Here is a 23,057-nt window from a genome sequence, read left to right on the forward strand (position 1 = left end):
GGATGTTATGTAAAATAGTGTAAACCCTGTTTAAATGGATAAATATATAAATAACTTACTATTAGGTATTTATAAAAAGTAAATTCGTGAAAGTGTAAACCTTTTGTAAACCCTTTTTGTGCTTTTTGCCTTTATTTAACTTGTAGATTGAAGATAGGTCAATCTATGGTTGGCACAGCACCCAATCATCTGAATCAGCCTTTTTCTTTCGTCTTTTCCCGATGTTCCAAACTTAGCAGAAATGCCGGGAGGAGGGTAAGATTACTTATCATCGCAACGAGTAAAGTAACTGAGAGTAAAATACCCAGTGCACTTACACTGCCGAAAGTTGAAAAGGCGAAAATGCCAAACCCGAAAAATAGTACAATGGCCACATAGATCATGCTGATCCCGGTTTCGCGGATAGTATCGGAAACGATCTGCGATATACTTTTTTTAGTGTAGCGCAGTTCCTGGCGGTAGCGCGTAATAAAATAAATAGTTTGGTCGGACGAGATCCCCATAGCGATGCTAAAAATCAGTATAGTAGACGGTTTTAACGGGATGCCAAAGAAGCCCATGATGCCTGCCGTAATGATCAGTGGGATAAGGTTGGGCAGCAGTGATATGGCGATCATCTTTACCCCTCTGAACAAGATCCACATAACGCCGGCAATTAATAAAATAGCCAGCGCAAGGCTCTGGTAAAGGTTTTTGACCATATAATTAGCCCCCTTTATAAAAATGATGCTCGACCCGGTAAGTTCTACATGGTATTTTTTAGGGTTAAATATGGAATCGATACGGGGCTGCAAATTGGCGATCACTTTGTTCATCCGGTTTGAGCCCACGTCAACCATTTCAAAACTCGCCCGTGTAAACTGCTTATTGCTATCCAGGTAATTGCGTAAAACTGTATTGTTTTTGCCCGAATGGCTGGCATAACTTAATATAAAACCATCTTCAAAACCTTGCGGCAGGCGATAATAAGCCGGGTTGCCTCCATAAAAAGCCTGGGTTGAAAATTTAAGGCCCTGTATCAATGATAATGAACGGCTGAATTCAGGGTAGGAAGAGATCAGGTTCTCGAGCTTTTCAACCTTCCTGATGGTGGCATCATTCATTACCCCGTTTTTTCGTTTGGTGTCGATACTTACCTCAAGTGGTAAAACGCCTTTAAAGTTTGATTCAAAAAATTTAAGGTCGCTTAAGGTATTGCTTTTTTTGGGCAGGTCGTCAACCACATAGCTGTTTACGTTGATCCTGAGCATGCCATAAAAACAAATGGCCACCATTACCAGGGCGACTGCATAAATTGCTTTACGATGCGCATGCACCAGTTGATCAAGGCTTATTAATACGGTTTGCATCAGCCTTCGATCTTTGATCTTAGTAAGTTTTGGTTTGGGATCAGGCAAAAAGCTGAATATAATAGGCACCAAAACAATACACAGCGCAAAAGTGGACATGATACTTAATGCAGCCACCAGGCCAAACTGGGTTAACAATTCGCTGTTGGTAAAATATAATACACCGAAGCCTATCGCTGTGGTAACATTGGCAATAAAAGTAGTTATCCCTACTTTTTCAATTACAATATTTAGTGATTTTAACTTATCGCCATTGTGGGCGAATTCGTAATAGTATTTGTTAAGGATGATGATACTGTTGGGTACGCCGATAATTACCATTAAAGCGGGTATTAAACCGGTAAGGATGGTGATTTCGTAATGGGCCAGGACAAGTATCCCCAGCGCCCACGTTACCCCCAGCAATACCACAATTACAGGGAAAATAACAGGGTATCCTGAGCGGAAAATGAGGAACAAAATAATGGTAGTGATCAATAACGATAGCCCTAAAAATAACGTGAACTCATTCTTCATCAGGTCGCTTGAGATAGTACGGATAAGCGGCAGGCCTGAATAATGCATTTCGATCTGGTGCTTTTGCCCGAAGTTTTTGCCGATTTTAAGGATCGTATCGATGATTGGCACCCGCGCCGGCGTATTTAAAATTTTGCCCTCAAAAGTGATAGCCATCAACGTTGCCTGGTTGTTTTCGCTTAAAATAAGCCCTTTATAAAAAGGCAGGGAAAGCAGTTGATTTTTAACACTGTCAACCGCCTGGCTCGTGGTTAGTGAATGCGTAACCAGGGGTTTAATAGTAAAACGGTGGTTAAGGGTGTCTTTTTCAAGGTTGAATAAATTGGCCATCGAGATAACCGCTTTTATCCCTTTAATATGTTGTATGCGGTCACCCGCCTGGTACCAGTCGTTAAAGACATCTTTTTTGAATATATCAGCCGATTTAAAGCCGATCACCATGGTGCTGGCATCCTGGCCGAACAGTTTTTTAAACTCGGCGTACCTGATATATGCCGAATCCGTCACCGGTAAAACTTTGCCGCCGTTGAAAGTGATGCGGACTTTGCTGGCTTGGTAACCCATAAAAATGCTGGAAACTGCGATCAGGATCAGTATAAGCAGTCGGTTCTTTAATATAATATCAGCAATCTTCTTCCAAATCATTATTTAATACGGGTTGTTTCGGGTCGCTAAACTACGAAAATAGATTTATCATGGTATTTCCGGAAATGATATTGTGACATTGTTCAGCAAATGTGCAGATTTGTACCATGGAAATTTGAGATTGGAAGGCATGTTGCTTTGAAAATGGGTAGAATTTCCGGAAAATAGTCTAAATGATCGGCTGATTAATGAAAAAATTATTCCGCAGTTTTGGCTATGCTTTTAAGGGCATAGCGTATACTACAAAAACGCAGCTCAATTTCAGGATTCATCTTGGGGTAACCGCAGTTGCTGTTTTGTTGGGGATCTGGCTGCAAATTTCAGTGAGTGAATGGCAATGGATAGCGGTTTGTATCGCGCTGGTTTTAGTTACTGAGATCTTTAATACCATGATCGAGACCTTAGTCGACCTGGTTTCGCCGGGCTATAACGAAAAAGCCGGGCATATCAAAGATATGAGCGCAGGGGCGGTAGTTATTGCAGCGCTTTTTGCTTTAATAACCGGCATTATCATTTTTTTACCCAGGCTGCTATTACTGATCAGATAATGCTTCATAAAACCCGCGGCATCGTTTTTAAAACTACCGATTATGGCGACAGCAGCATTATTGTGCAGGTTTTTACAGAAAAGTTTGGCCTGCAATCGTACATTGTAAACGGGGCCAAAAAACCAAAGGCAAAAATATCCAGGAATATGTTCCAGCCGCTGCATTTGCTGGACATGGTTGTTTACTATAAAAATACCGGGAATGTGCAGCGCATTAAGGAACTCAAAAACTCGCCCCAGTTGCAAACTATTCCCTATGATGTGATCAAAAGCAGCCTGGCTATTTTTTTAAACGAAGTTTTATATAAGGCTATCAAACAACAAACCGCGGATGAAAATCTGTTTGAGTTTGTTTTCAATGCGATTGAATGGTTGGATCACCAAACCCAAGGGCTGTCAAACTTTCACCTGTTTTTTTTAACCAGGCTCACGCGCTACCTCGGCTTTTATCCTGATCGTTACCTTGCCGGGAATGCCGATTATTTCGACCTGAAGAATGGTGTTTTCAGCAACTATAAGCCTGATACTATTTTATACCTTTCGCCACCGCATACACAAAACTTTAGGGCGCTGCTTGAGGCTACATTTGAAAATATTTTGCAGCTGAAAATCACAAATGATGAACGCCGCTACCTGGTGCAAAAGCTATTGGATTACTACACGCTGCATATTGAGGGCTTCGGCAATATCCGGTCGCATGAGGTGTTAGAAGAAGTGCTGGGGTAGATGGTCCGGAGACGTATGAATCATATCAAAAACAATACAAATAATCCCAAAAATAGCTATTATATTTAAAGCTGTTACATCGAGTCAACACTTCATCATGATAAAAAATCCAAGTCGTTTACACTCCATAGATGTTTTACGGGCAGTAAACATGTTTTTTATGATCTTTGTGAACGACCTGAGTGGCGTTCGCAATGTGCCTGAATGGATAGATCATGTGAAGGGCAACGTTGACGGTATGCACTTTGCCGATACCATTTTTCCTTTGTTTTTATTTATTGCCGGCTTGTCGCTTCCGCTTGCGCTCAGTAAACGGTTAGGTAAAGGGGAATCTTTTTCCAGCATAGCTATTTATATCTTGTTGCGCTCATTTGCACTTATTGTAATGGGCTTTTTTCATGTAAATATGGAAGATTACAGCAAGGGTGCGTTGTTGCCGCTGGGCATTTGGGAGTTTTTATTAACGCTCTCGTTTTTCCTGATCTGGCTGGATTATCCGGAAACCTGGTCATCAGCTAAAAGATACATTTTGATGGGCACGGGTATTGTATTACTTGCCGTATTAGCTTTCCTTTATAAAGGCGGTACACCTGCTGAGCCAAAAGGATTAACACCAGAATGGTGGGGCATTTTAGGCATCATTGGCTGGGCGTACCTGGTTTGTGCCGGCGTATTTCTGATATTTAAAGGGAATTTTATTGCGATGTGCACGGCGCTGGCCATATTCCTGGCCATTAATATTTGCAGCCATGGCCATTTGATCCATTGGCACCTATTGGTTGTACAGGATGGTGATTCATGCTCGTTGATGATGTTTGGTGTTGTGTTTTCCTTGTTATGTTACAAATTTGTAACCAAAGGTAAATACAGCAGGATATGGGTTGTGTTTACATTAACAGGTTTAGCTGCCATAGCGCTGGGTTTTTTATTACGCCCTTATACCGAAGGAATTTCAAAGGTACATTCAACCCCGGCATGGGTTTTAATATGCAGTGGTATAGGTATCATTTTGTTTGAATTTTTTATCTGGCTGATAGATGTTAAAGGCAAGGCAAACTGGTTTAAAATTATCAAACCAGCCGGAACCAGTACCCTTACCTGTTACCTTATCCCGTATTTTATGGTGGCGATCTTCGCCATCGTTGATTTCAACTTCCCTGATTTTTTAAGCGAAGGAACAGGTGGAATTATCCGCTCATTTGCCATATGTTTTATTGTGATATTTATCACCGGTTTTCTTGAAAAGAAAAGGCTCCGGCTCAAGGTTTAAGTATGCTGGTGTTATCGGGTAGTTTAATAGCCGGGCGATAAGTACGAAGGTAAACGTTGTTTTAAAGAATTGAAAATACCCCTAAAACAAAAAAAGAGAAAGCTGGCGCTCACTCTTTTTGTAGTAACTGACCTCATTATCTATCATAAAGAACTAATTGGTTAGAACGATAATAATAATTATACAAATATATAACATGTGTATTTAATACACTAATATTTTAACAGAATTTTAACAGTTTTTTTCAACAAATGATCCAAAAAATGCCCAAAACTTACCAACAAAGGTTACTTACCAACAAATTATGCCGCTATTGGCATGTTTTTTACCCAAATGGATTGTTATGGGGATAAAAAAGCCAAATACCATCTAAAACGAGTAAAAATCGACTGTTTTTCCCTTTTTTCAAGCAAAAAAAATTAATTTGCAATAAATTTACTCCTAATTATTACCCTGATTTGAAATACCAAATTACCTTTGTTTTTTGCTTTTTCGCCCTTCAGCTTCTTGCCCAAAAGAAAAATAGCAGGTACGTTTACCACATCCGTGAAGCCACCTCGGCTATAAAAATTGACGGGATACCCGACGAAGATACCTGGCAACATGCCGACGTTGCCCAAAATTTTTATATGGTTTTGCCAATGGATACAGCAATGGCAAATGTTTGTACCGAAGTAAAAATGGCGTATGACCAGAAGAACCTTTATGTGTTGGCAATTTGTTATAAAGGCCCGCCCGGGCCTAACATGGTAGAATCATTAAAAAGGGATTTCAGCTTTCAAAAAAATGACAATTTCATTTTTTTTATGGACACATTTAACGACCAGACCAACGGTTACTCTTTCGGCGCCAATGCAGCAGGGGCAGAGTGGGATGGTACCATGTACAATGGCGGGAATGTTGACCTAAACTGGACAAATAAATGGGTTTCAACAGTAAAAGATTATCCTGATAAATATGTTTTTGAAGCATCCATTCCGTTTAAGTCCATCAGGTATAAAAAAGGGATCACCGAATGGGGCATTAACTTTAGCCGTAATGATTTAAAAGCTACCGAAAAATCAGCCTGGGCGCCTGTGCCACGCCAGTTCCCCACGGCTTCTTTGGCATATACCGGTACTTTGATATGGGATAAACCACCGCCGGATCCGGGTTCCAATGTTTCGATCATCCCATATGCACTAACGTCATTCAGCAAAGACTATGCGGAGAATAAAAACCTGGCAGCAAAAGTAACCGGGGGCGTTGATGCTAAAATTGCGGTTTCGTCGGCGCTCAACCTTGATCTTACCCTGAACCCCGATTTTTCGCAGGTTGATGCAGATAAACAGGTAGTGAATTTAAGCCGTTTTGAACTTTTTTACCCCGAAACACGGCAATTCTTTTTAGAAAACGGCGATCAATTCAATAATTTCGGCTATGCCAGCATAAGGCCTTTTTTTTCGCGCAGGATCGGCTTGCAGTCAAACATAATCGGCGGATTCAGGCTCAGTGGAAAGCTGGATAAAGACTGGCGTATCGGCGTAATGGACATGCAAACCAATAGTAACGATACGGTGCCGGCCCAAAACTTTACGGTAATAGCGTTGCAGCGTAAAATACTGGCACGGTCAAACATTGGTTTTATTTTTGTAAACAAGGAAGCTTTTAATTACCCGGTTGAGCCTTCCCGTCAGCCCAACAATTCGCGGTTCAATACCAACGCCGGCGTTGAATTTAACCTTGCTTCAGCAGCGAATTTGTGGACAGGAAAAGAGTTGATCCTAAAGTCGTTTACGCCGGGTAAAACGGGGCACGATTTTACTAACGCAGGCAATGTACAATACGCAGATAAATATTGGTTGATCGGAGCTCAATACGAAGACGTAGGCGCTAACTATAATGCCGAAACCGGCTATGTTCCGCGGCATGGTTATATAAAGCTAAACCCTTACATTGGTTACTTGTTTTTGCCTAACGGGGGATCGGTGTTAAGTCATGGGCCCACGATAAACCTAACCGGTTATTACAACGGGGCATTCAGCCCCACGGATAACAGGACTTATTTGTCGTACCAGGTGACTTTTCGGGACAGGAGTATTTTAACCGGCCTGGTGGAACATGATTTTGTTAAACTATTGGCGCCCTTTGACCCGACCAATTATATAGGCGCTGTGCTGCCGGCCGGCAACGTTAGTCATTGGAACAATGCCGAATTATCTTACTTCTCAAAACCACAACAACTTTTTACTTACGATTTTACCTTTGATGAGGGCGGGTATTATGACAGTGGCCAAAAAATAAGCCTTACCACCGATTTTGGCTACCGGTTTCAGCCTGTTGTTAATATTTTGTGGAGTACTACTGTCAGTTCGGTAAAATTGCCGCAACCGTGGGGCCTGAATACTTTTTGGCTTATTGGCCCAAAGGTTGATGTAACACTGACTAATAAATTTTTCATGACGGGGTATTTCCAGTATAACGAACAGGGGAAAAACTTTAACATCAATACGCGGATACAATACCGTTACCGGCCAGCATCAGATTTCTTTATTGTTTATACTGATAATTACCTGCCGGGTCCTTTCAGCGTTAAAACCCGGATGCTGGTGTTTAAGTTTACGTATTGGCTGAATAATTAGTTGATTGGTTGATTAAGTGATAGGTTGAATAAGTTAGCGATCCAAAGGAATATCAAATTCCCCAGTTTTTAATTTTATCCGGCACAAATTGTTTTTTGTCTGAATCAAATTTAAAGTAGACTGTTGTCCCCTCAGAAACGCTGAGGAAATAATGTCGATTGCCTTTTAATCGCCCTAAATACGGCGTAATTGTAATATATAGCATGCTGTCTTGAACGGCAACTGGAGACATTATTGTATGAATAAGCTTTCTGTTATGTTGTTTATATAATGTTTTTTGATTTTTGTTGCTAATTAAAACAATACCGTAGCCGTTGATCAAAGGTGGGATACTGTCAACATAATCAGATTTTTGTAAATAGATTACTTTCTCAACACCTATATTCGGATGGCTACCCGAGCCAAGTGCTAACGTATATTTATCTAAAGCCAACCAATAAATTTTGTCACTTGCTATTTTTTGACCTTTTACAAAAAAAGGAAAAAGGGCGATAGGGATACCTGAAAGGACATATTTTTTAAACGACAGCATTGAATTGTTTTTAGGAGTTGATTTGATAATTATTTGTCGATTGAATATTTCTTACCGCTGCCTAACCACAACAACGCGTCAATCACCAACTTTTCCTCCATATGGCTGCTGAAGGTGTGGGATAAAGTTTTGTCGGTATTGTCGTACTTGTGTTCGTAGTCCATATCGTTATGGCCCATGTTAAAGTAAATCATTTTGTATTTTTTGTTGGTCCAAACTACGGGGTAATAGCCGCTGTGCCATATTTCATTTAGCTTAGGCCCTGTACCGAGGGGAAAGCTGGCAGAATCAATGGAACACAGGATCTGAATGTCGGGGTTTTTACGCAGATCATGTTCCCAGCGGTACCATTCGTTCGGCGAAGTTTTAAAGGTATTTGGCATGTGTTTGGTTGCCGGGAAGTTCCTGTCCACATCCAGGATCGCAGCTGAGGGCCTCCAGATATTGCTCACATATTGCCCCGATCCTAAAAAAGTTTCGTGGTACCAATTCCAGTCCTGGTTAAAATCCGATGGCGTAAGGGCGAATGCCGAAAAATGAAAACCCATCCAGCCGCCGCCATTTTCCATATATTTTTGAAAAGCCTCCCGCTGTGCCGGTTTGTCGGGCCGGGTATCCAAAAAAACAACTACCTGGTAATGCGACAAAAACTCAGGGTTCATATCCTCCCAGTTTTTGGTGGAGTCATATTGAAAATGGTATTTAGCGGCCATCAGGGGAAACCAGGAATTAGCCTCATGCACAAAACTGATATGAGCCTTATCATCCTTTGCCGTATAAAAGGCAATTACTTTGAATTTTGTTTTGTCGTTTTGGGCATTCGCAGTAGAAAACCACGGCCAAAGCAGGTAAACAACAGATAGTACTATGATTTTTATTTTTAGCGCGAAGGGTGACGACATAATACCTTAGGGTTTAAAAATGTATAAAGTAAAAGTAATTAAATGGCCATAATATTCAACAAAAAAAGCTGTTCCAGTCCTGGAACAGCTTTTTTTGTTGAATTGGAATAAGCAATTATTTAAAGCGGTAGCCAAAGCCTACTCCCAATACCCATGGATTGATTTTTACAGCAGCAGGAATCGTCGCTAATACCGGCGACAATTGCGGTGATGATGCTGGCGTTAAATTGGAGGCGTTTACAACAACGTTAGACGATAACCATATTTTTTTAACGTCGATATTAAAAAACACTTTTTTGCTCAGGTCAAAATCTGAACCGATTTGTGTAGCAAAGCCAAAATGATTTTGGTAACTCACGCCGCTAACTACAGGGCCATTATCCACATTGTAAAAAATGGTGTAATTAACGCCCAAGCCAATATAGGGTTTAAAACCTGACCCTGTTGGTATATGGTATTGCAGTGTTAAAGTTGGCGGCAACAACGAAACTTTGCCCAGATTGACATTAGCGGAAGAACTGCCGCCGATAGCGGTAAGGTTTGATCCGACAGTGGTTACAGTGTGCCTGGTAGTCCCCAGGATCAGTTCGGCTGACCAATTATTAACAAAGAAATAGGTAAAGTCCAGTTCGGGGACTATCGCATGATCAATACTTACGTTACCGCCAATTACACCAATGGTAGCGCTTTCCTGAGGTACGACATCAATGCCGCGTAAGCGGATATCCCATTCGCCTTTTTGTTGAGCAAGGCAAGTTAATGATGTAAACGACAACAAAGTAAGTGTAGTGAGTAAAATCTTTTTCATAATGTTTTTTTAAATTATGATGCAAAGCTATTTGCGTAAAGCAGAGGCCAAATGATGAAAAGCAGGTTAGGATTTGATGGTTATCATTTGAAAAATGGAATTTCTTCCTTAAATTTCTCCTTTTTTGTCATATAATACTACACAGGGATGCTTTTCATAAATGCATAAATTATCTGTTCTTCAACGTTCAGATGAAAATTAATGCGCTGATTAATAGTTGATTTGGCAATGACTGGCGATTAGTATTAAAAAAATGTAAATTAATTTTTGACGGATAAGTCTAACTTTCTATATTTGCAATCCCAAAACGAAGGGAGTTTAGCTCAGCTGGTTCAGAGCATCTGCCTTACAAGCAGAGGGTCACTGGTTCGAACCCAGTAACTCCCACAAAATAAAGCCTCTTAGAGTAATCTAAGGGGTTTTTTGTTGCCCCTAAATTCCTGTCCTTTCAAAGTGCGTGCAAATTGTTAGCAAATGCGGGCAAATTTCAATCAAGCAGGGATAATCCATTTGCGTCCGTTGTAAGTATTTCGCTCATGAAATCCAGGAAAGGGCGCATCTTTTTAAATGCCTCGTCCGCTACAAATACAAAACCGGGACTTAATACTTCTTCATCACTGAACTCATGTTTAAGCATATATTGCTTATAACGCAGCAGGTCGATGGCCGGGTGGTCTTTTTCGTAACCCCGCGGCACCGTGCCCAATTGCTGGCCATAGAGTTTGCCAAAGGTTTGTACTAATGTTTGCTCGCCGAGCAAATCTCTCCAGGCCGTGTAGTTGCCGTCGATGTCCTGTCTTATACGTTTCATATCATCGGGTACCGGCCCCCAAAAGCCGCCTACCAGGCCCGAATTGCCCGGCTCAATACGGAAGTAGTAGCCGCCTCGTCTCGCCCTGCCTGCACGTTTAAAACTCCCGCTCCAATGGTTATTATAGGGTGTTTTCTCTTTGGCGAAACGGACATCTTTATAGATCCTGAACAAGCTTTTCTTACCCGATGGCGTCTCAATCCTGTCATGTTTATTCATTTCAGCAAGCAGTGCACCGGCAAAATCTGTGATATTTTGCAGGGCCTCCTGGTAGCGGTCCCTATGCAGGTTGAACCATTCCCGGTTATTGTTCGTTGTAAGGTCAGTCAAAAATCAAGGGAATCCTTTTTGATGATAGCGGCGGCCATGGTAATGCTTTTTTTGCTTGTTTAGTACTTTGATTTGCGGGTCTCAAATAAACGAATTTTTAATGGCAGGTGAAGGCGTTTTTTTTGCTGAATGCCTATTTGAAATCTGCTTTAAACTAATTAACTTAGTACTACCAATTAAAATCAGGGAGGTTGTTATGAAGAAGAAAGCTACTATTGTTAGTCAGCCGGAAAAAACTGTTGCTAACAAATCAGAAACGTCAGCACACCAGGTTCATATTCACAAACCGCATCTGGATCATTCTTTTTGCGACCATTCGCACGGCAGGGTAAACAGGTTTCCTTTCGGCAGCAATAACGGGCCTTTCGCCTTTTAATGTGGCAGCAGCTAACCTGCAATACAAGGTGTTCTGCGCCCGGGTATTACGAACAATTGTGAGCGCCCAGGGATGATCTGGAATACCCTTGAATGCTTTCATTTATCCGCTGGGTTTACGAATTAACAACGCTAACCAAACTTTTAAGCTATACAGCAGCGCCTGTTTCATGCTTCTGTGCGCCGCACGCCAACCGGTTGATATTCCAGCAGCAAGGCCGAATTTGCCCTTTCGTTATCCAGTTTGCGGCTCGAAAGGATAAAAAATATACCTAAATACGAAAAGAAAATGCCATAAAACGCGCCATTAATACCCCCTATAACGCGTTTTGCCCCCAGTTTGGCGCATAACCTCACATAAAAAAGCCAAACGATAAAACCGGCGAGCATATTGGATAAGTTTGCCTAAAGATAATGGGTTGGTACCACATCTGCAAAGTAAAAGCTGATGGCTGCCCGGACGGGTTGGGTTTGTAAGACTTTAACTTTAGCCTTCGCCTTTATTTTTTGCATTTATCGGCATCCTGTTATTTGGTATGTAAAACAGCATTATTTGTTTGACTACCGGAATTACTTAAAACCTAATTGCCGGAAACGATTTGCAACCGCAAATATTTAAATGTTTACTATCGGATACAAAATAATTCCCGGTTGCCTATAACAGGAATATATACTAAATTACGCCCCATCGAACGTTATCATTTTTTATAAATCTTGTAATATATCTAAGTCAATTAACTCTAATATCACAGACGGTAATAAATTATGGCTATAAATCTTCAAAAGGGACAAAGAATTGATATCGGCTTATCAAAAATAAGCCTTGGTTTGGGCTGGAACCCACACGAGGGAACCGGGTATGATTTCGACCTGGATGCCTCGGCATTTATGATTGATCAGAACCGGCTGATCCCGGCGGAAGAGTATTTCGTTTTTTACGGCAATACAGATTCGCCTGATAAGGCATTACACCATTCGGGTGACGACCCGACGGGCGGTAACAGCGATGGCGGTGATGATGAAACTATTTCGGTAGACCTGACAAAAGTTGACGCACGCATTGTGGAAATACTTTTTGTGGTTACCATACATGAAGCTGTCGCCAGGAAACAAAACTATGGCCAGGTCCGCGATTCCTACATTCGAATTGTTGACAACGTGACAGGGCAGGAGATTGCCAAATATGAACTTGGCGAGGATTTCTCCATTGAAACAGCAGTAGAGTTTGGCCGTTTGTATAAACGCGACAACCAATGGAAGTTTGAAGCATCGGGCCTGGGCTACCGGGAGGACCTTGCATTTTTTGTTTCAAAATATTTTAAAGGTCAGATCATTAAATAAAACATTTAAATTATGGCAATTAACCTGGTAAAAGGTCAAACTATTGATCTTCGGAAAAATGATAAAGGCGAATCTTTCGACCTTTCATCTGTTACTATCGGCTTAGGCTGGGACGTTAAGCAAAAAAACGGCGGGTTCCTGGGTAAGTTATTTGGAAGCGGTGAGGAAGAGGAGTATGATTTAGACGCAATTGCATTCCTGCTAAATGCAGAAGGTAAAATAGCTAACATGGGCCGCACTGTACAAAAAGGGAATCATAATATCAGCATGTTTGAGGGCGATGTTGTTTACTTTAATTCTATGCAGCATCCCTCCGGCAATATCTGGTTAACCGGCGACAACCGCACAGGCGCCGGCGATGGAGACGACGAGCAAATCATCGTTAAATTAAATAACCTTAGCCCGGCGTATGACCGTATTCTTTTTGTGGTGGCTATTTACCAGGGCAAGAAAAATCACCAGCATTTTGGCATGGTTGAAAATGCCTTTATTCGTGCGGTTGACCGCACCGGTAAAGAAATTGCACGTTACAGCCTTTCAGGTGATGCTACTTTTAACGGTATCTGCTCCATGACGTTTGCAGAAGTTTACCGCAAAGACGGCTCATGGAAATTCAGAGCTATTGGCGAGCCTCATTCAACTGATAGCTTTGTTGACATCCTTCAAAATTACAGGTAAGGTAACGCGGGCGATGGAAATATACCGGCACTATTCTTTTGATCTGTGGCTTACGCTCATTAAATCAAACCCTTTGTTTAAGAAGCAACGCTGCCGTATTTTTCATCAGCAGTACAATGCCCTAAACAAACCGCTTGATGAAGTAGAGTTTATTTTCAGGCAGGTAGACCTGATGTGCAACAACATCAATGAAGCTACCGGCAAAAATATCGATGCCGAAGAAATGTACCTGATGGTGATCAGCCAGCTAAATGATAACAAAGCAGGGTTGCATGACATTGATATCCATGCCTTATACCTGCAAATGGAAACCTTGCTGTTTGAATTTATGCCCCTGATCTATTCGCCCGATACGCCCGAAATATTGGCGCATATCAAAGAAAACCCGGATTGCACCACGAACATATTAAGTAATACCGGCTTTATTAAAGGTGTAACGCTTCGAAAAGTATTAAAAACGTTAAATATCGAACCGTATTTCGATTTTCAGCTCTATTCGGATGAAGCAGGTTTATCAAAACCCAACACAGCGTTTTTCCGGTTGTTACTTGATCAGGTTGCAGCGTTCAGATCTATACCGGCAAATCAAATCGTCCATATCGGCGATAATATAAGGGCCGATATTTGGGGCGCCGAAATGGCAGGTATTCAAGGCTTCCAGGTTAATTCAAATAATATACCACTTGTAAAACTAATTCCTGATGCAACACAACACTTATTCTTTGCATAAAATATGCACCAGCACGGGGTTTGCCTTTGATGCCGGCGGTTATAGCCGGTTTAAATTTGGCGATGGGCAGCAGGCCAGCTTATTTGGCACCGCTTTAGCTGAGGGATTTATTAAGAAAGTTTTGGAAAACCAGGTTATCCAACAACAAATAGTGGTTATATCCAGCCCTTATTCGTTTATACCGACCGCCACTTTTGCGATGAAAAACCATTTTGTTTACCGGTTGAATCGCTGGTTGGCTGAAAACCGTTTACCGGTTGTACAGGAAACAAAGGTACACCGCACGATCACGTATAAGGATGACTATGGCGAATTGAATGCGGAGCAAAGGATGAAATTGATAGGCAATGATTCCTTCCATATTGATGCTGCCTTTTTAAGAGGGAAAACGCTGATTTTTTTGGATGATATAAAGATTACCGGGAGCCATGAAAGAATGATCACAAAAATGATCAGCGAATATGCCCTGGATAATGAGATCCATATGTTGTATTTTGCCGAGCTCACTAATCCGGATATTCATCCCAATATCGAAAATTACCTCAATTATCATGATGTAAAATCGATTTTTGACCTGGATAGTATCATTAACGGTGGTAGTTTTTGTATCAATACCCGTATAGTTAAGTTTATATTAAACTATGAGCACCATAGTTTTTGCGTATTTTTGCAGAATAAATCCAAAAAGTTCCTTAACGAGTTATACGATATGGCTTTAGGAAACAGCTATCACACCATGGATAGCTATGCCTTAAATCTTAATTACATAAAAAACCACTTATTTAAAAACCATCAAGTTTTAGCATAATTATTATGGCAATTAATCTTCAAAAAGGCCAGAGAGAGGCAATTAACGCACCAAAGTTTACCATTGGATTGGGCTGGGATACCAACTCGTCATCTACCGGTTCGGCTTTCGACCTGGATGCCTCGGTGTTTATTCTTGGCGAAAACAAAAAATATTAACAGACGCTCACTTTGTGTTTTACAATAACCTGGTGTCGCCAGATGGAAGCGTGGAGCATACAGGCGATAATTTAACCGGCGACGGTGACGGTGATGACGAACAGATTAAGATTGACCTGTCGAAGGTTGATCCTCGCACTACTGAAATATGCGTAGTGGTAACCATACATGACGCCGAGAACCGCCGGCAAAACTTCGGGCAGGTTCGCAATTCGTTTATCCGGATTTTTGATGCAGCTACCAATAGCGATATCCTGAAATATGAATTGGAGGAAGATTTTTCTATCGAGACAGCGATTGAGTTCGGCCGGATTTACAAAAAGGATGATAAGTGGAAGTTTGAAGCCATTGGCGCCGGCATGAAAGGCGGCCTGGCTGATTATTTAAAAAAATACAACTAATATGGCAATCAATTTAGAAAAAGGCCAGCGGATCAACCTTGAAAAAGGCAATGGCACCAAACTGCAAAACATCTGCGTTGGAATAAATTGGGGCGCAATTGTTAAAAAGGGCCTGTTTGGCTTTGGCACAATAAAGGAAGCTGTTGACCTTGATGCCAGCTGCGCTTTATATAATGATCAGAAACAACTGGAAGAGGTAATTTACTTTGGCAACCTGAGGTCTAAAAACGGCGCGGTAAGGCACAGCGGTGATGATTTAACCGGCGATATGGATGGCGATGACGGTTTGGATAACGAAATTATTACGCTTGAACTGCCCGCCCTGCCAGCCAGCACAACCTATGTGGCTTTTATGCTGAACAGTTTCAGGGGACAGGATTTTGGCGCAATCCCGTTTGCATCTATCCGCATTTACGAGGGAACGCCCACCCGGGTGAACGAGGTGTTTGCCAAATATGATATCGCTCATGGCGCCGGGTTTGCTGGGCACGTATCAATGGTGATGGGCGTGTTTTATAAACGTAACGGCGAATGGAAGTTTAACGCCATAGGCGAGCCAACGAACGACAAAGATTTGCAAAATACCGTTCAAACAGTTACAGCGAGATATCTATAATAAATTATTAACTTTAAAACAATCAAGCAATAAAGTGGCGGGTTTGCACAGCCGTTATTTTATTACAAAGTCATAAAAACTTGTCATATGGAAGATGTAACACCCACAGGCGCAACCGAAAGCCCTAACCCGATTAACGAAATACCGGCGGTTAAAACAGAAATGTCCTCGACGATGAAAGTTGACAAAGAGGGGAATGTTAACCTTGAACTGATAAAACCCGAAGAAGAAAAGAAATATGCTGAAGTAGCTAAAGACCTTAACCCTTCGGATATGAACTCCGTGTTGAATTATGGCGCCGACGTGCAGGGTTCGATGGAGAAATACAGTAACCAATTCCTGGTTTCTGTACGTACTTACAACTCCGGCGAGGTTGGCGGTTTAATTACCGACCTGCTCACCGAATTGAACTATATTGACGTTGATGAGCTGAACCAGGGCGCGTTTAAAAGTTTCCTGCTGCATGTTCCCTTCGTCAAAAACCTCATCTTCGATGCAAAAAAGCTTTTTGCAAAGTATGATACTGTTGTTGATAATATCGATAAGATCACCAATAAAATAAAAGCAGGCCGCTTAAACTCCATTAAAGATAATAGCTCGCTGCAAACTATGTTTGACAGTAATGTGGAATATATTAAGCAAATGGAGGACCTGATTATAGCGGGCCAGCTTAAACTTAATGAACTAAACGTTAAGCTTGCGCAAATGGACCAGCGCCCGGCAGATTACAATGATTACGAAATTGCCGACCTGCGCGACTTTGTAAACCGCCTGGATAAACGCATGGCCGACTTAAAAGTGGTGCGTTTCATCATGCTGCAATCGCTTGCACAGATCAGGGTAGTTCAAAATAATAATACTTCTATCGCCGAAAAAGCCCAGTCTATCATCTCAACCACCATTCCGGTTTGGAAAAATCAGCTCACTATCGCTGTCGCCCTGCAAAGGCAAAAAGCCAATGTTGAAATGCAGAAAAAGATAGCCGATACCACCAATACCATTTTATTAAAGAACGCCGAACTGCTTAAAACAAACAGCATTGACGTTGCCCGCGAAAATGAAAAAACAGTGGTTTCTATTGATACCCTGAAGAAAACTACCCAATCGTTGATTGAAACGCTGAACGAAGTAAAACGCATCCATGAGGAAGGCGCACAAAACCGGAAAAATTTAAACACAGAGTTACAAAGTTTAGAAACCGAACTGAAGAAAAATGTGACGAATGTTGGCTAAATTTGAAAAATGGATGATGCCGGCAAAGCGATACTAAATGAGTCGAACAGGATAATCAGCAAATTGCAGTTGCTGTCCGTTTTTTTCGGGGATGACATCATCTACAAGATTTATTTGCGGAGCCAGGTGATACACCAGTTATTTGCGGATAATCCGGAATTGGACATCAATAAACTCCAGCTGTTTCATTTGCAGTACAGCCAGTCGTTAATTGATTTACTGGTCAAAATAAAAAAGAACAACGAAAAGAGTATCCTGATTTTGCTTGACGAAATCCAGTTGAATAAGGATTTAATCGCAAAGATCAGGGAGTCTGTGCTTACGTTCGAACAGTATCGGCTCGACCAGCAAAGGCAGGCGTTAAAGATAAATACTTCATTAAGGAAGTTATTCCAGGTGTTGTCCGATGATACTACTGAATATCCTTTTGCAAAAAATGTCAACGCTTTTAGTGAACGTTACTCACCTGATTTTTATGCCGAAGTTTCGCCCGGTCTGATCACCGAACTGGAACAATATACGCCTGCCGACGTTTACAAAAATGCCTACGCGGTTATCCAGCGAAAATTAATGGGTGTGCTTTGTAAATACGATTTCAGAAGCAGCTTTGTTTGCGGTTTAAAAGCAGGGGATAGGATTGCCGAAGTTTACCGGTTGAATGATACCGACAGGTACTTCGTTTACTTTCCGGCAAAGGGATTGTTCCTGTTTTGCGATATTACAAAAATAGATCAGCGCGGGGTGCCTGTGGAATTGTCAAAAAAGAAACATTTATCAGGGAATTAACGGATAAAAACGACCAGTTAAACAGTAGTATCAACATTATAAAAACGACGATCCCGGCTGATATTAAAAACTTATTAGCTGATAATTACAAAAAACTAAACGACATTAACTTTTTACAAAATATAAGCGACGTAGACGTGCAGGCTAACATTTTAAAAAGTATGCTGAACACGGATATGATGTAAATAATCCATTTTTAATTTCCTTTTAACTTATGAATATACTGCACGAGGTGCTTGGCGCCGATATAAAGGCTGGAATCCTGATCATTTTAAACCTTATTTTAATAGAGAGTCTGCTCTCTGTGGACAATGCAGCGGTTTTGGCAACCATGGTACTCGACTTGCCTAAACACCAGCGCAACAAAGCCTTACGATACGGAATCATCGGGGCATATGTAATGCGGGGCATTTGCCTGTTTTTAGCGGCCTGGCTGGTAAAAATATGGTGGCTTAAACCACTTGGCGGCCTTTACCTGCTTTACCTGGCCTTTACCTATTTTAGAGGAAAACTAAGTGAAGCTGAAAATGGCGGCGGCGACAGCGAGGTAGACAAGAACAAAAATTGGGCTTACCGCTCAACTGTTGGATTGATCGGCACGCTGTGGGCCACTGTTATTTTAGTAGAAATTATGGATCTTGCCTTCTCTATTGATAACGTTTTTGCTGCCGTGGCGTTCACCAATCATGTTGTTCTCATTTACATTGGTGTGTTTATCGGCATTCTGGCCATGCGGTTTGTGGCCCAGGCTTTTGTAAAATTAATGGAAAAGTTCACTTTCCTGGAGACCGTAGCTTTTATAGTTATCGGTTTGCTGGGCATTAAGCTTACTGCGTCTTTATTTACTCATTTTTACCCCGAATCAGGCTTTTCTAAATTTATGACCGGCGAAAGCGCCGATATATTTACATCAGTATTTACAGTAGCTATTTTTATCCTGCCGGTTTTAAGTTCCTTGTTTTTCAATTACCCTAAAAAACATACGATAGAACCCGAAGTTGCTGAACGCGCAGAGGATGTGCTGAATAAAAGTTAATATTTAAACAGAATTTGACAGATGATTAAACTAATTGCAAGCTGGTTTGGTATTGGATATATCAAAGGTGGCGGCACTATTGCTGCCGCCGTTACCTGCGGGCTGATCTGGCTTTTATGGTCAACACCTGCAGGTCAGCATGAATGGATATTATTGTTGATTACAATATTAATCACTTTACTGGGAATTTACCTTGGCGATAAGGTTGAACCCTCCTGGGGAAAAGATAGCTCCAAAGTAGTTATTGACGAAGTATCGGGAATGCTGGTAACCATGTTATTTGTACCACACAATAACTGGTACCTGCTGGCCGGGTTTATATTATTCCGGTTTTTTGACATTGTAAAACCTTTATTTATCCGCAGGCTGGAGGATTTGCCAGGCGGTACCGGTGTTATGCTGGACGATGTTTTGGCCGGGGTATATGGCAATATCCTGATCCAGCTATTTATATGGCTAAAACTTTAGTCAATTCATATGCGGGTTTTGATGCGTCAGGCACGTACCCATGGGATGCTTAAATAGGGGATCATCACTCCCCATATCGTTTACTAAATCGGCCTGGGATTTGGTCATACCATATCATAATGCCTGCAAAACTGCTGACAGAATTTTGTCACTGACAAAATCTTGTCAACAGTTAAATTATTGATATTCAGTTTTTTAGCGCTTTTTAGCGTTTGTAGCATTTGTAGCGCACGCTACAAAACTATTGCAAAGGAGCCCTGCGGATGTGCAGTGAAATAACGATTGGATAAAAGTGTATCCGTCTTAATTAAGCCACATGGGATTATCTCTTGTAAGGATAGCTATTTTGCCTTCATCGCCGAAGTGAAAAAATAGACATTTTTCGGAATTTATTAAATAAAAAGCTGTTCCGGTTATGGTCAGGTACCTTTCTCCTCCAACTCTTCCACTTCACCCATAGCTTTTAAATAGTCGAACACTTTAAGCGCCTCGTCTTCATTTATTTTGCTGATAGCTACGCCCACATGTACCAGCACATAATCACCCACTTGCGCCTCGGGGACCATGCACAGGTTGATGGTTTTGTGAATACCACCGAAGGATACTTTGGCGGTACGGAACAGGTCGTCCAGTGTGGCGTCTATTTCTAATATTTTACCGGGTATTGCGAGGCACATAGCGTTGTTGTTTTAATTGTCGCCTCACCCCAAACCCCTCTCCAAAGAGAGGGACTTAAAAGCGAGGAATTATTGAGTTCATAATCAAGCCTCTCCTTCTTAAAAAGTACTCTCCTTTGGAGAGGATTTAGGTGAGGCTTTAGTTCTTTAAACCGCTTCCGGCTGCAGTACTTTTGATTTTAGCCAGTTATACCATAGCGGCAAACCTTCGCCGGTGGTGCAGCTCAGTTCAATGATCTCCAAATGGTGATTCACTTTTTTGGCATTGGCCTTTGCCTTTTCAATATCAAAAGGCACATAGGGCAGCAGGTCGGTTTTATTGATGATGCATAGGGTTGAGGAATGGAACATATCCGGGTATTTAAGCGGTTTGTCATCGCCTTCGGTTACACTGATGATTACTACCCTTTCTTTCTCACCCAGGTCAAACATTGCCGGGCATACCAGGTTGCCAACATTTTCAATAAATAAAACTGAATTGTCCTTTGGCTTCAGTCCCTGCATGGCATGCAATATCATGTGTGCGTCAAGGTGGCATCCTTTGCCGGTGTTGATCTGGGTGACCCTGGTGCCGGTGGCGAAAATACGGTCGGCATCGTTATTGGTTTGCTGGTCGCCTTCAATTACAGCAAATTCAAGTTCCCCTTTCAAATCTTTCAATGTCCTTTCCAGTAAGGAGGTTTTTCCCGAGCCGGGCGAGCTTACCAGGTTAAGCGCCAGTATATTTTTCGCATCAAAATAGCCGCGGTTACGCTCGGCAAGCAGGTTGTTTTGGTACAATACATCCTGTTCCACATCAATGATCTTTTTTTCGTTGGCATGCGGATGGGCGTGTGTATGCCCATGATCATGCGGGTGAACATGATCATGCGGGTGGCTATGGTCATGGGTATGCGGTTGATCTTTATCAACCAGGTAAAAAGTAGTTTTGCCGTCGGAGCCGCAGCCGCATGTAGCGCACATAATTTTAGTTTTTAATAGTTCAATACAATATTTATTTCACGAAACCAGCAGGGACCGTACCTTAAGTTCTTTCCCCTGTAATATCTCAATCAAATGCTCACCGCAAACCGGGCAGGCATCATAGTAATTTTTTATTTCGAATTCTGTATCACAGTCAAGGCATTTAGCTTTTGCGGTAATACTATTTATCTTCCTCACCGTATCTTTCAGCATGGTACCTTGGATGGCCTGTGTCCAGGCAAATTCCATACTGTCCATGTCAATTCCGCTCATGGTGCCAATGTCCAGCTCAATCTCATCAATCGCAGCAGCTTCAGCAGCCCTGGCATGATCTTCAGCGATCTTTATGATACCCATCACAATGGAAAGTTCATGCATTGTTTTAATTTGATTTTTGATACAACCGCATCAATGTTTTTAACTCAAAATTATCGGGATGTATCGGATATGTATGTGACAACGATCACTTTTTAAAATGATATTGCTTATAAGTCTCTTAAAATCACCTAAGTAAATTTGGTAATTATTTAGCCATTCAGCCTGAATATTGCCAACCCATTTAAATCATTGCTATCATGAATAATGAGATTATACCAAAGCAACCAACTTATTACGAGGAGGTGCAGCGAAAAGGGTATTCCCGCCGCGATTTTGTAAAATTTGTAAGTTTAATGACCGCATTTATCGGCCTGGAGCAGTCAGCCATAGGTAAGGTTGCCAAAGCGCTGGAGACCAAACCGAGGATGCCGGTGATCTGGCTGCATTTCCAGGAGTGTACCTGTTGCAGCGAAAGCTTTATCCGTTCATCTCACCCCATCGTTGCGGATATCCTGCTTGATAAGATCTCGCTGGATTACAGCGAAACACTGATGGCTGCATCCGGTACCCAGGCTGAAGCTGCGTTGAAAAACACCATGACCAAATACAAGGGCCAGTATATTTTGTGCGTTGAGGGTAGTGTACCGCTTGGTGCGGACGGAGTTTACTGTATGATAGGAGGTAAAACATCTCTTCAGATCTTACATGAAGTAGCAGAAGGCGCTGCGGCCATTATTGCATGGGGCAGTTGCGCCAGCAATGGCTGTGTGCAATCGGCCAAACCAAATCCAACACAAGCAACACCAATTCATAAAATCATTACCAATAAACCCATTATTAAGGTGCCCGGCTGCCCGCCAATCGGCGAAGTGATGGCAGGGGTTATCGTTCATTATTTAACTTTTGGCGTAATACCCGAGTTAGACAGGCTCGGCCGGCCAAAAGCATTTTACAACAAACGGGTACACGACACCTGTTACCGCCGTCCGTTTTATGATGCCGGTTTATTTGTGGAAAGCTTTGACGACGAGAATGCCAAAAAAGGCTATTGTTTATACAAAATGGGTTGTAAAGGGCCAACAACCTATAATGCCTGCGCGGTTACCAAATGGAACGGCGGCACCAGCTTCCCTATCCAGGCGGGGCACCCTTGTATTGGCTGCAGCGAAGCGAATTTTTGGGATAATGGCAGGTTATATGAAAGGGGATCTTCATTCGCCGGTTTTGGCATTGAAGCGGATGCCGATACTTTAGGTAAAGTTGCCCTGGGCGTAACCCTGGGTGCCGTGGCGGTTCATGCGGTAGCTACCAATTTTGGGAAGAGCAAAACTATCCACGAGCACCAGGCCGAAGGCAATGAAAGTGAACACGAATTGGAATCTTAATCAACGCACATCATAACAATAAAGAAT

General features: G+C 41.9%; 24 protein-coding genes, 1 tRNA gene and 1 pseudogene. 16 read left to right on the forward strand and 10 right to left on the reverse strand.

The genetic code is table 11. The features are described 5' to 3' along the window. Positions 1 to 194 precede the first annotated feature (194 nt). Entirely contained in the window at positions 195 to 2,510 is a 2,316-nt protein-coding gene (locus tag MgSA37_RS08040) for an efflux RND transporter permease subunit (RefSeq protein WP_096351069.1), read from the reverse strand. Between the two features lie 188 nt (positions 2,511 to 2,698). Between MgSA37_RS08040 and MgSA37_RS08045 the strand changes: the two genes are divergently transcribed. The 4 genes from MgSA37_RS08045 to MgSA37_RS08060 all read left to right on the forward strand — a co-directional run bounded on the left by MgSA37_RS08045 (position 2,699) and on the right by MgSA37_RS08060 (position 7,674). Then, entirely contained in the window at positions 2,699 to 3,058 is a 360-nt protein-coding gene (locus MgSA37_RS08045) for a diacylglycerol kinase family protein (RefSeq protein ID WP_096351070.1), read from the forward strand. Next, positions 3,058 to 3,783 carry a DNA repair protein RecO gene (gene recO / locus MgSA37_RS08050; RefSeq protein ID WP_096351072.1) on the forward strand — a complete coding sequence of 242 codons (726 nt, stop codon included), beginning with the start codon at positions 3,058 to 3,060 and terminating at the stop codon, positions 3,781 to 3,783. Before MgSA37_RS08045 ends, recO begins: the two co-directional genes overlap by 1 nt. Before the next feature lie 97 nt (positions 3,784 to 3,880). Continuing rightward, positions 3,881 to 5,053, forward strand: coding sequence for a DUF5009 domain-containing protein (locus tag MgSA37_RS08055; RefSeq protein WP_096351073.1), 1,173 nt, complete (start codon positions 3,881 to 3,883; stop codon positions 5,051 to 5,053). A gap of 458 nt (positions 5,054 to 5,511) precedes the next feature. Continuing rightward, positions 5,512 to 7,674: a DUF5916 domain-containing protein gene (locus MgSA37_RS08060; protein ID WP_096351076.1), complete on the forward strand. Its 2,163-nt coding sequence runs from the start codon at positions 5,512 to 5,514 to the stop codon at positions 7,672 to 7,674. 52 nt (positions 7,675 to 7,726) lie between these two features. On the opposite strand, the gene MgSA37_RS08065 is transcribed toward MgSA37_RS08060, so the two are convergent. The 3 genes from MgSA37_RS08065 to MgSA37_RS08075 form a co-directional block, all read right to left on the reverse strand. Beyond that, positions 7,727 to 8,206, reverse strand: a complete 480-nt coding sequence (locus MgSA37_RS08065; RefSeq protein WP_096351078.1) for a hypothetical protein — start codon at positions 8,204 to 8,206, stop codon at positions 7,727 to 7,729. 29 nt (positions 8,207 to 8,235) lie between these two features. Further along, complete coding sequence (locus MgSA37_RS08070) at positions 8,236 to 9,108, reverse strand: ThuA domain-containing protein (RefSeq protein WP_096351080.1); 873 nt, start codon at positions 9,106 to 9,108, stop codon at positions 8,236 to 8,238. A 115-nt stretch (positions 9,109 to 9,223) separates the two neighbouring features. Beyond that, on the reverse strand, positions 9,224 to 9,916 hold the full coding sequence (locus MgSA37_RS08075; protein ID WP_096351082.1) for an OmpW/AlkL family protein: 693 nt from the start codon (positions 9,914 to 9,916) through the stop codon (positions 9,224 to 9,226). A gap of 312 nt (positions 9,917 to 10,228) precedes the next feature. On the opposite strand from MgSA37_RS08075, the gene MgSA37_RS08080 reads away from it, so the two are divergent. Further along, positions 10,229 to 10,303 (forward strand) — tRNA-Val (locus MgSA37_RS08080). 100 nt (positions 10,304 to 10,403) lie between these two features. On the opposite strand, the gene MgSA37_RS08085 is transcribed toward MgSA37_RS08080, so the two are convergent. From MgSA37_RS08085 to MgSA37_RS08095, 3 genes are all read right to left on the reverse strand, one after another. Beyond that, a complete protein-coding gene (locus MgSA37_RS08085; RefSeq protein WP_096351083.1) occupies positions 10,404 to 11,057 on the reverse strand; it encodes a DUF2461 domain-containing protein in 654 nt (217 codons plus the stop codon). Between the two features lie 259 nt (positions 11,058 to 11,316). Beyond that, positions 11,317 to 11,535: a hypothetical protein gene (locus MgSA37_RS28160; protein ID WP_157750493.1), complete on the reverse strand. Its 219-nt coding sequence runs from the start codon at positions 11,533 to 11,535 to the stop codon at positions 11,317 to 11,319. Positions 11,536 to 11,600: 65 nt separating this feature from the next. Continuing rightward, the gene (locus tag MgSA37_RS08095; protein ID WP_096351086.1) at positions 11,601 to 11,822 is read right to left on the reverse strand and encodes a hypothetical protein; all 222 of its coding nucleotides are present in this window, start codon (positions 11,820 to 11,822) and stop codon (positions 11,601 to 11,603) included. A gap of 375 nt (positions 11,823 to 12,197) precedes the next feature. On the opposite strand from MgSA37_RS08095, the gene MgSA37_RS08100 reads away from it, so the two are divergent. The 10 genes and pseudogenes from MgSA37_RS08100 to MgSA37_RS08145 all read left to right on the forward strand — a co-directional run bounded on the left by MgSA37_RS08100 (position 12,198) and on the right by MgSA37_RS08145 (position 19,687). Beyond that, positions 12,198 to 12,773: a TerD family protein gene (locus tag MgSA37_RS08100; protein WP_096351088.1), complete on the forward strand. Its 576-nt coding sequence runs from the start codon at positions 12,198 to 12,200 to the stop codon at positions 12,771 to 12,773. Between the two features lie 12 nt (positions 12,774 to 12,785). Beyond that, positions 12,786 to 13,451 (forward strand): TerD family protein, encoded by a 666-nt coding sequence (locus MgSA37_RS08105; RefSeq protein ID WP_096351089.1) that lies wholly within the window; start codon positions 12,786 to 12,788, stop codon positions 13,449 to 13,451. Beyond that, complete coding sequence (locus MgSA37_RS08110) at positions 13,423 to 14,181, forward strand: HAD family hydrolase (protein WP_232010806.1); 759 nt, start codon at positions 13,423 to 13,425, stop codon at positions 14,179 to 14,181. The genes MgSA37_RS08105 and MgSA37_RS08110 overlap by 29 nt, the downstream gene beginning before the upstream one ends. Then, positions 14,153 to 14,989: a phosphoribosyltransferase family protein gene (locus MgSA37_RS08115; RefSeq protein WP_096351092.1), complete on the forward strand. Its 837-nt coding sequence runs from the start codon at positions 14,153 to 14,155 to the stop codon at positions 14,987 to 14,989. The genes MgSA37_RS08110 and MgSA37_RS08115 overlap by 29 nt, the downstream gene beginning before the upstream one ends. A gap of 5 nt (positions 14,990 to 14,994) precedes the next feature. Next, positions 14,995 to 15,548, forward strand: a pseudogene (locus tag MgSA37_RS08120) (TerD family protein). A gap of 1 nt (position 15,549) precedes the next feature. After that, entirely contained in the window at positions 15,550 to 16,164 is a 615-nt protein-coding gene (locus MgSA37_RS08125; protein WP_096351094.1) for a TerD family protein, read from the forward strand. A gap of 87 nt (positions 16,165 to 16,251) precedes the next feature. Then, positions 16,252 to 17,397 carry a toxic anion resistance protein gene (locus MgSA37_RS08130; RefSeq protein WP_172885302.1) on the forward strand — a complete coding sequence of 382 codons (1,146 nt, stop codon included), beginning with the start codon at positions 16,252 to 16,254 and terminating at the stop codon, positions 17,395 to 17,397. Positions 17,398 to 17,406: 9 nt separating this feature from the next. Next, positions 17,407 to 18,183, forward strand: a complete 777-nt coding sequence (locus tag MgSA37_RS08135; protein WP_232010808.1) for a hypothetical protein — start codon at positions 17,407 to 17,409, stop codon at positions 18,181 to 18,183. Between the two features lie 214 nt (positions 18,184 to 18,397). Further along, a complete protein-coding gene (locus MgSA37_RS08140) occupies positions 18,398 to 19,219 on the forward strand; it encodes a DUF475 domain-containing protein (RefSeq protein ID WP_096351095.1) in 822 nt (273 codons plus the stop codon). A gap of 21 nt (positions 19,220 to 19,240) precedes the next feature. Continuing rightward, positions 19,241 to 19,687, forward strand: a complete 447-nt coding sequence (locus tag MgSA37_RS08145; protein ID WP_096351097.1) for a phosphatidylglycerophosphatase A family protein — start codon at positions 19,241 to 19,243, stop codon at positions 19,685 to 19,687. Between the two features lie 419 nt (positions 19,688 to 20,106). Here MgSA37_RS08145 and MgSA37_RS08150 read toward each other — a convergent pair whose 3' ends face one another. From MgSA37_RS08150 to MgSA37_RS08160, 3 genes are all read right to left on the reverse strand, one after another. Continuing rightward, positions 20,107 to 20,364, reverse strand: a complete 258-nt coding sequence (locus MgSA37_RS08150) for a HypC/HybG/HupF family hydrogenase formation chaperone (protein ID WP_096351099.1) — start codon at positions 20,362 to 20,364, stop codon at positions 20,107 to 20,109. A 147-nt stretch (positions 20,365 to 20,511) separates the two neighbouring features. Continuing rightward, positions 20,512 to 21,327 carry a hydrogenase nickel incorporation protein HypB gene (gene hypB / locus MgSA37_RS08155; RefSeq protein ID WP_096351100.1) on the reverse strand — a complete coding sequence of 272 codons (816 nt, stop codon included), beginning with the start codon at positions 21,325 to 21,327 and terminating at the stop codon, positions 20,512 to 20,514. A 36-nt stretch (positions 21,328 to 21,363) separates the two neighbouring features. After that, positions 21,364 to 21,705: a hydrogenase maturation nickel metallochaperone HypA/HybF gene (locus MgSA37_RS08160; protein ID WP_096351102.1), complete on the reverse strand. Its 342-nt coding sequence runs from the start codon at positions 21,703 to 21,705 to the stop codon at positions 21,364 to 21,366. Between the two features lie 197 nt (positions 21,706 to 21,902). Here MgSA37_RS08160 and MgSA37_RS08165 point away from each other — a divergent pair, with 197 nt between their 5' ends. Further along, positions 21,903 to 23,030, forward strand: a complete 1,128-nt coding sequence (locus MgSA37_RS08165; protein WP_096351103.1) for a hydrogenase small subunit — start codon at positions 21,903 to 21,905, stop codon at positions 23,028 to 23,030. The last annotated feature ends 27 nt before the right edge of the window (positions 23,031 to 23,057 follow it).

The organism is Mucilaginibacter gotjawali (assembly GCF_002355435.1).
GTDB classification, from domain to species: Bacteria; Bacteroidota; Bacteroidia; order Sphingobacteriales; family Sphingobacteriaceae; genus Mucilaginibacter; species Mucilaginibacter gotjawali.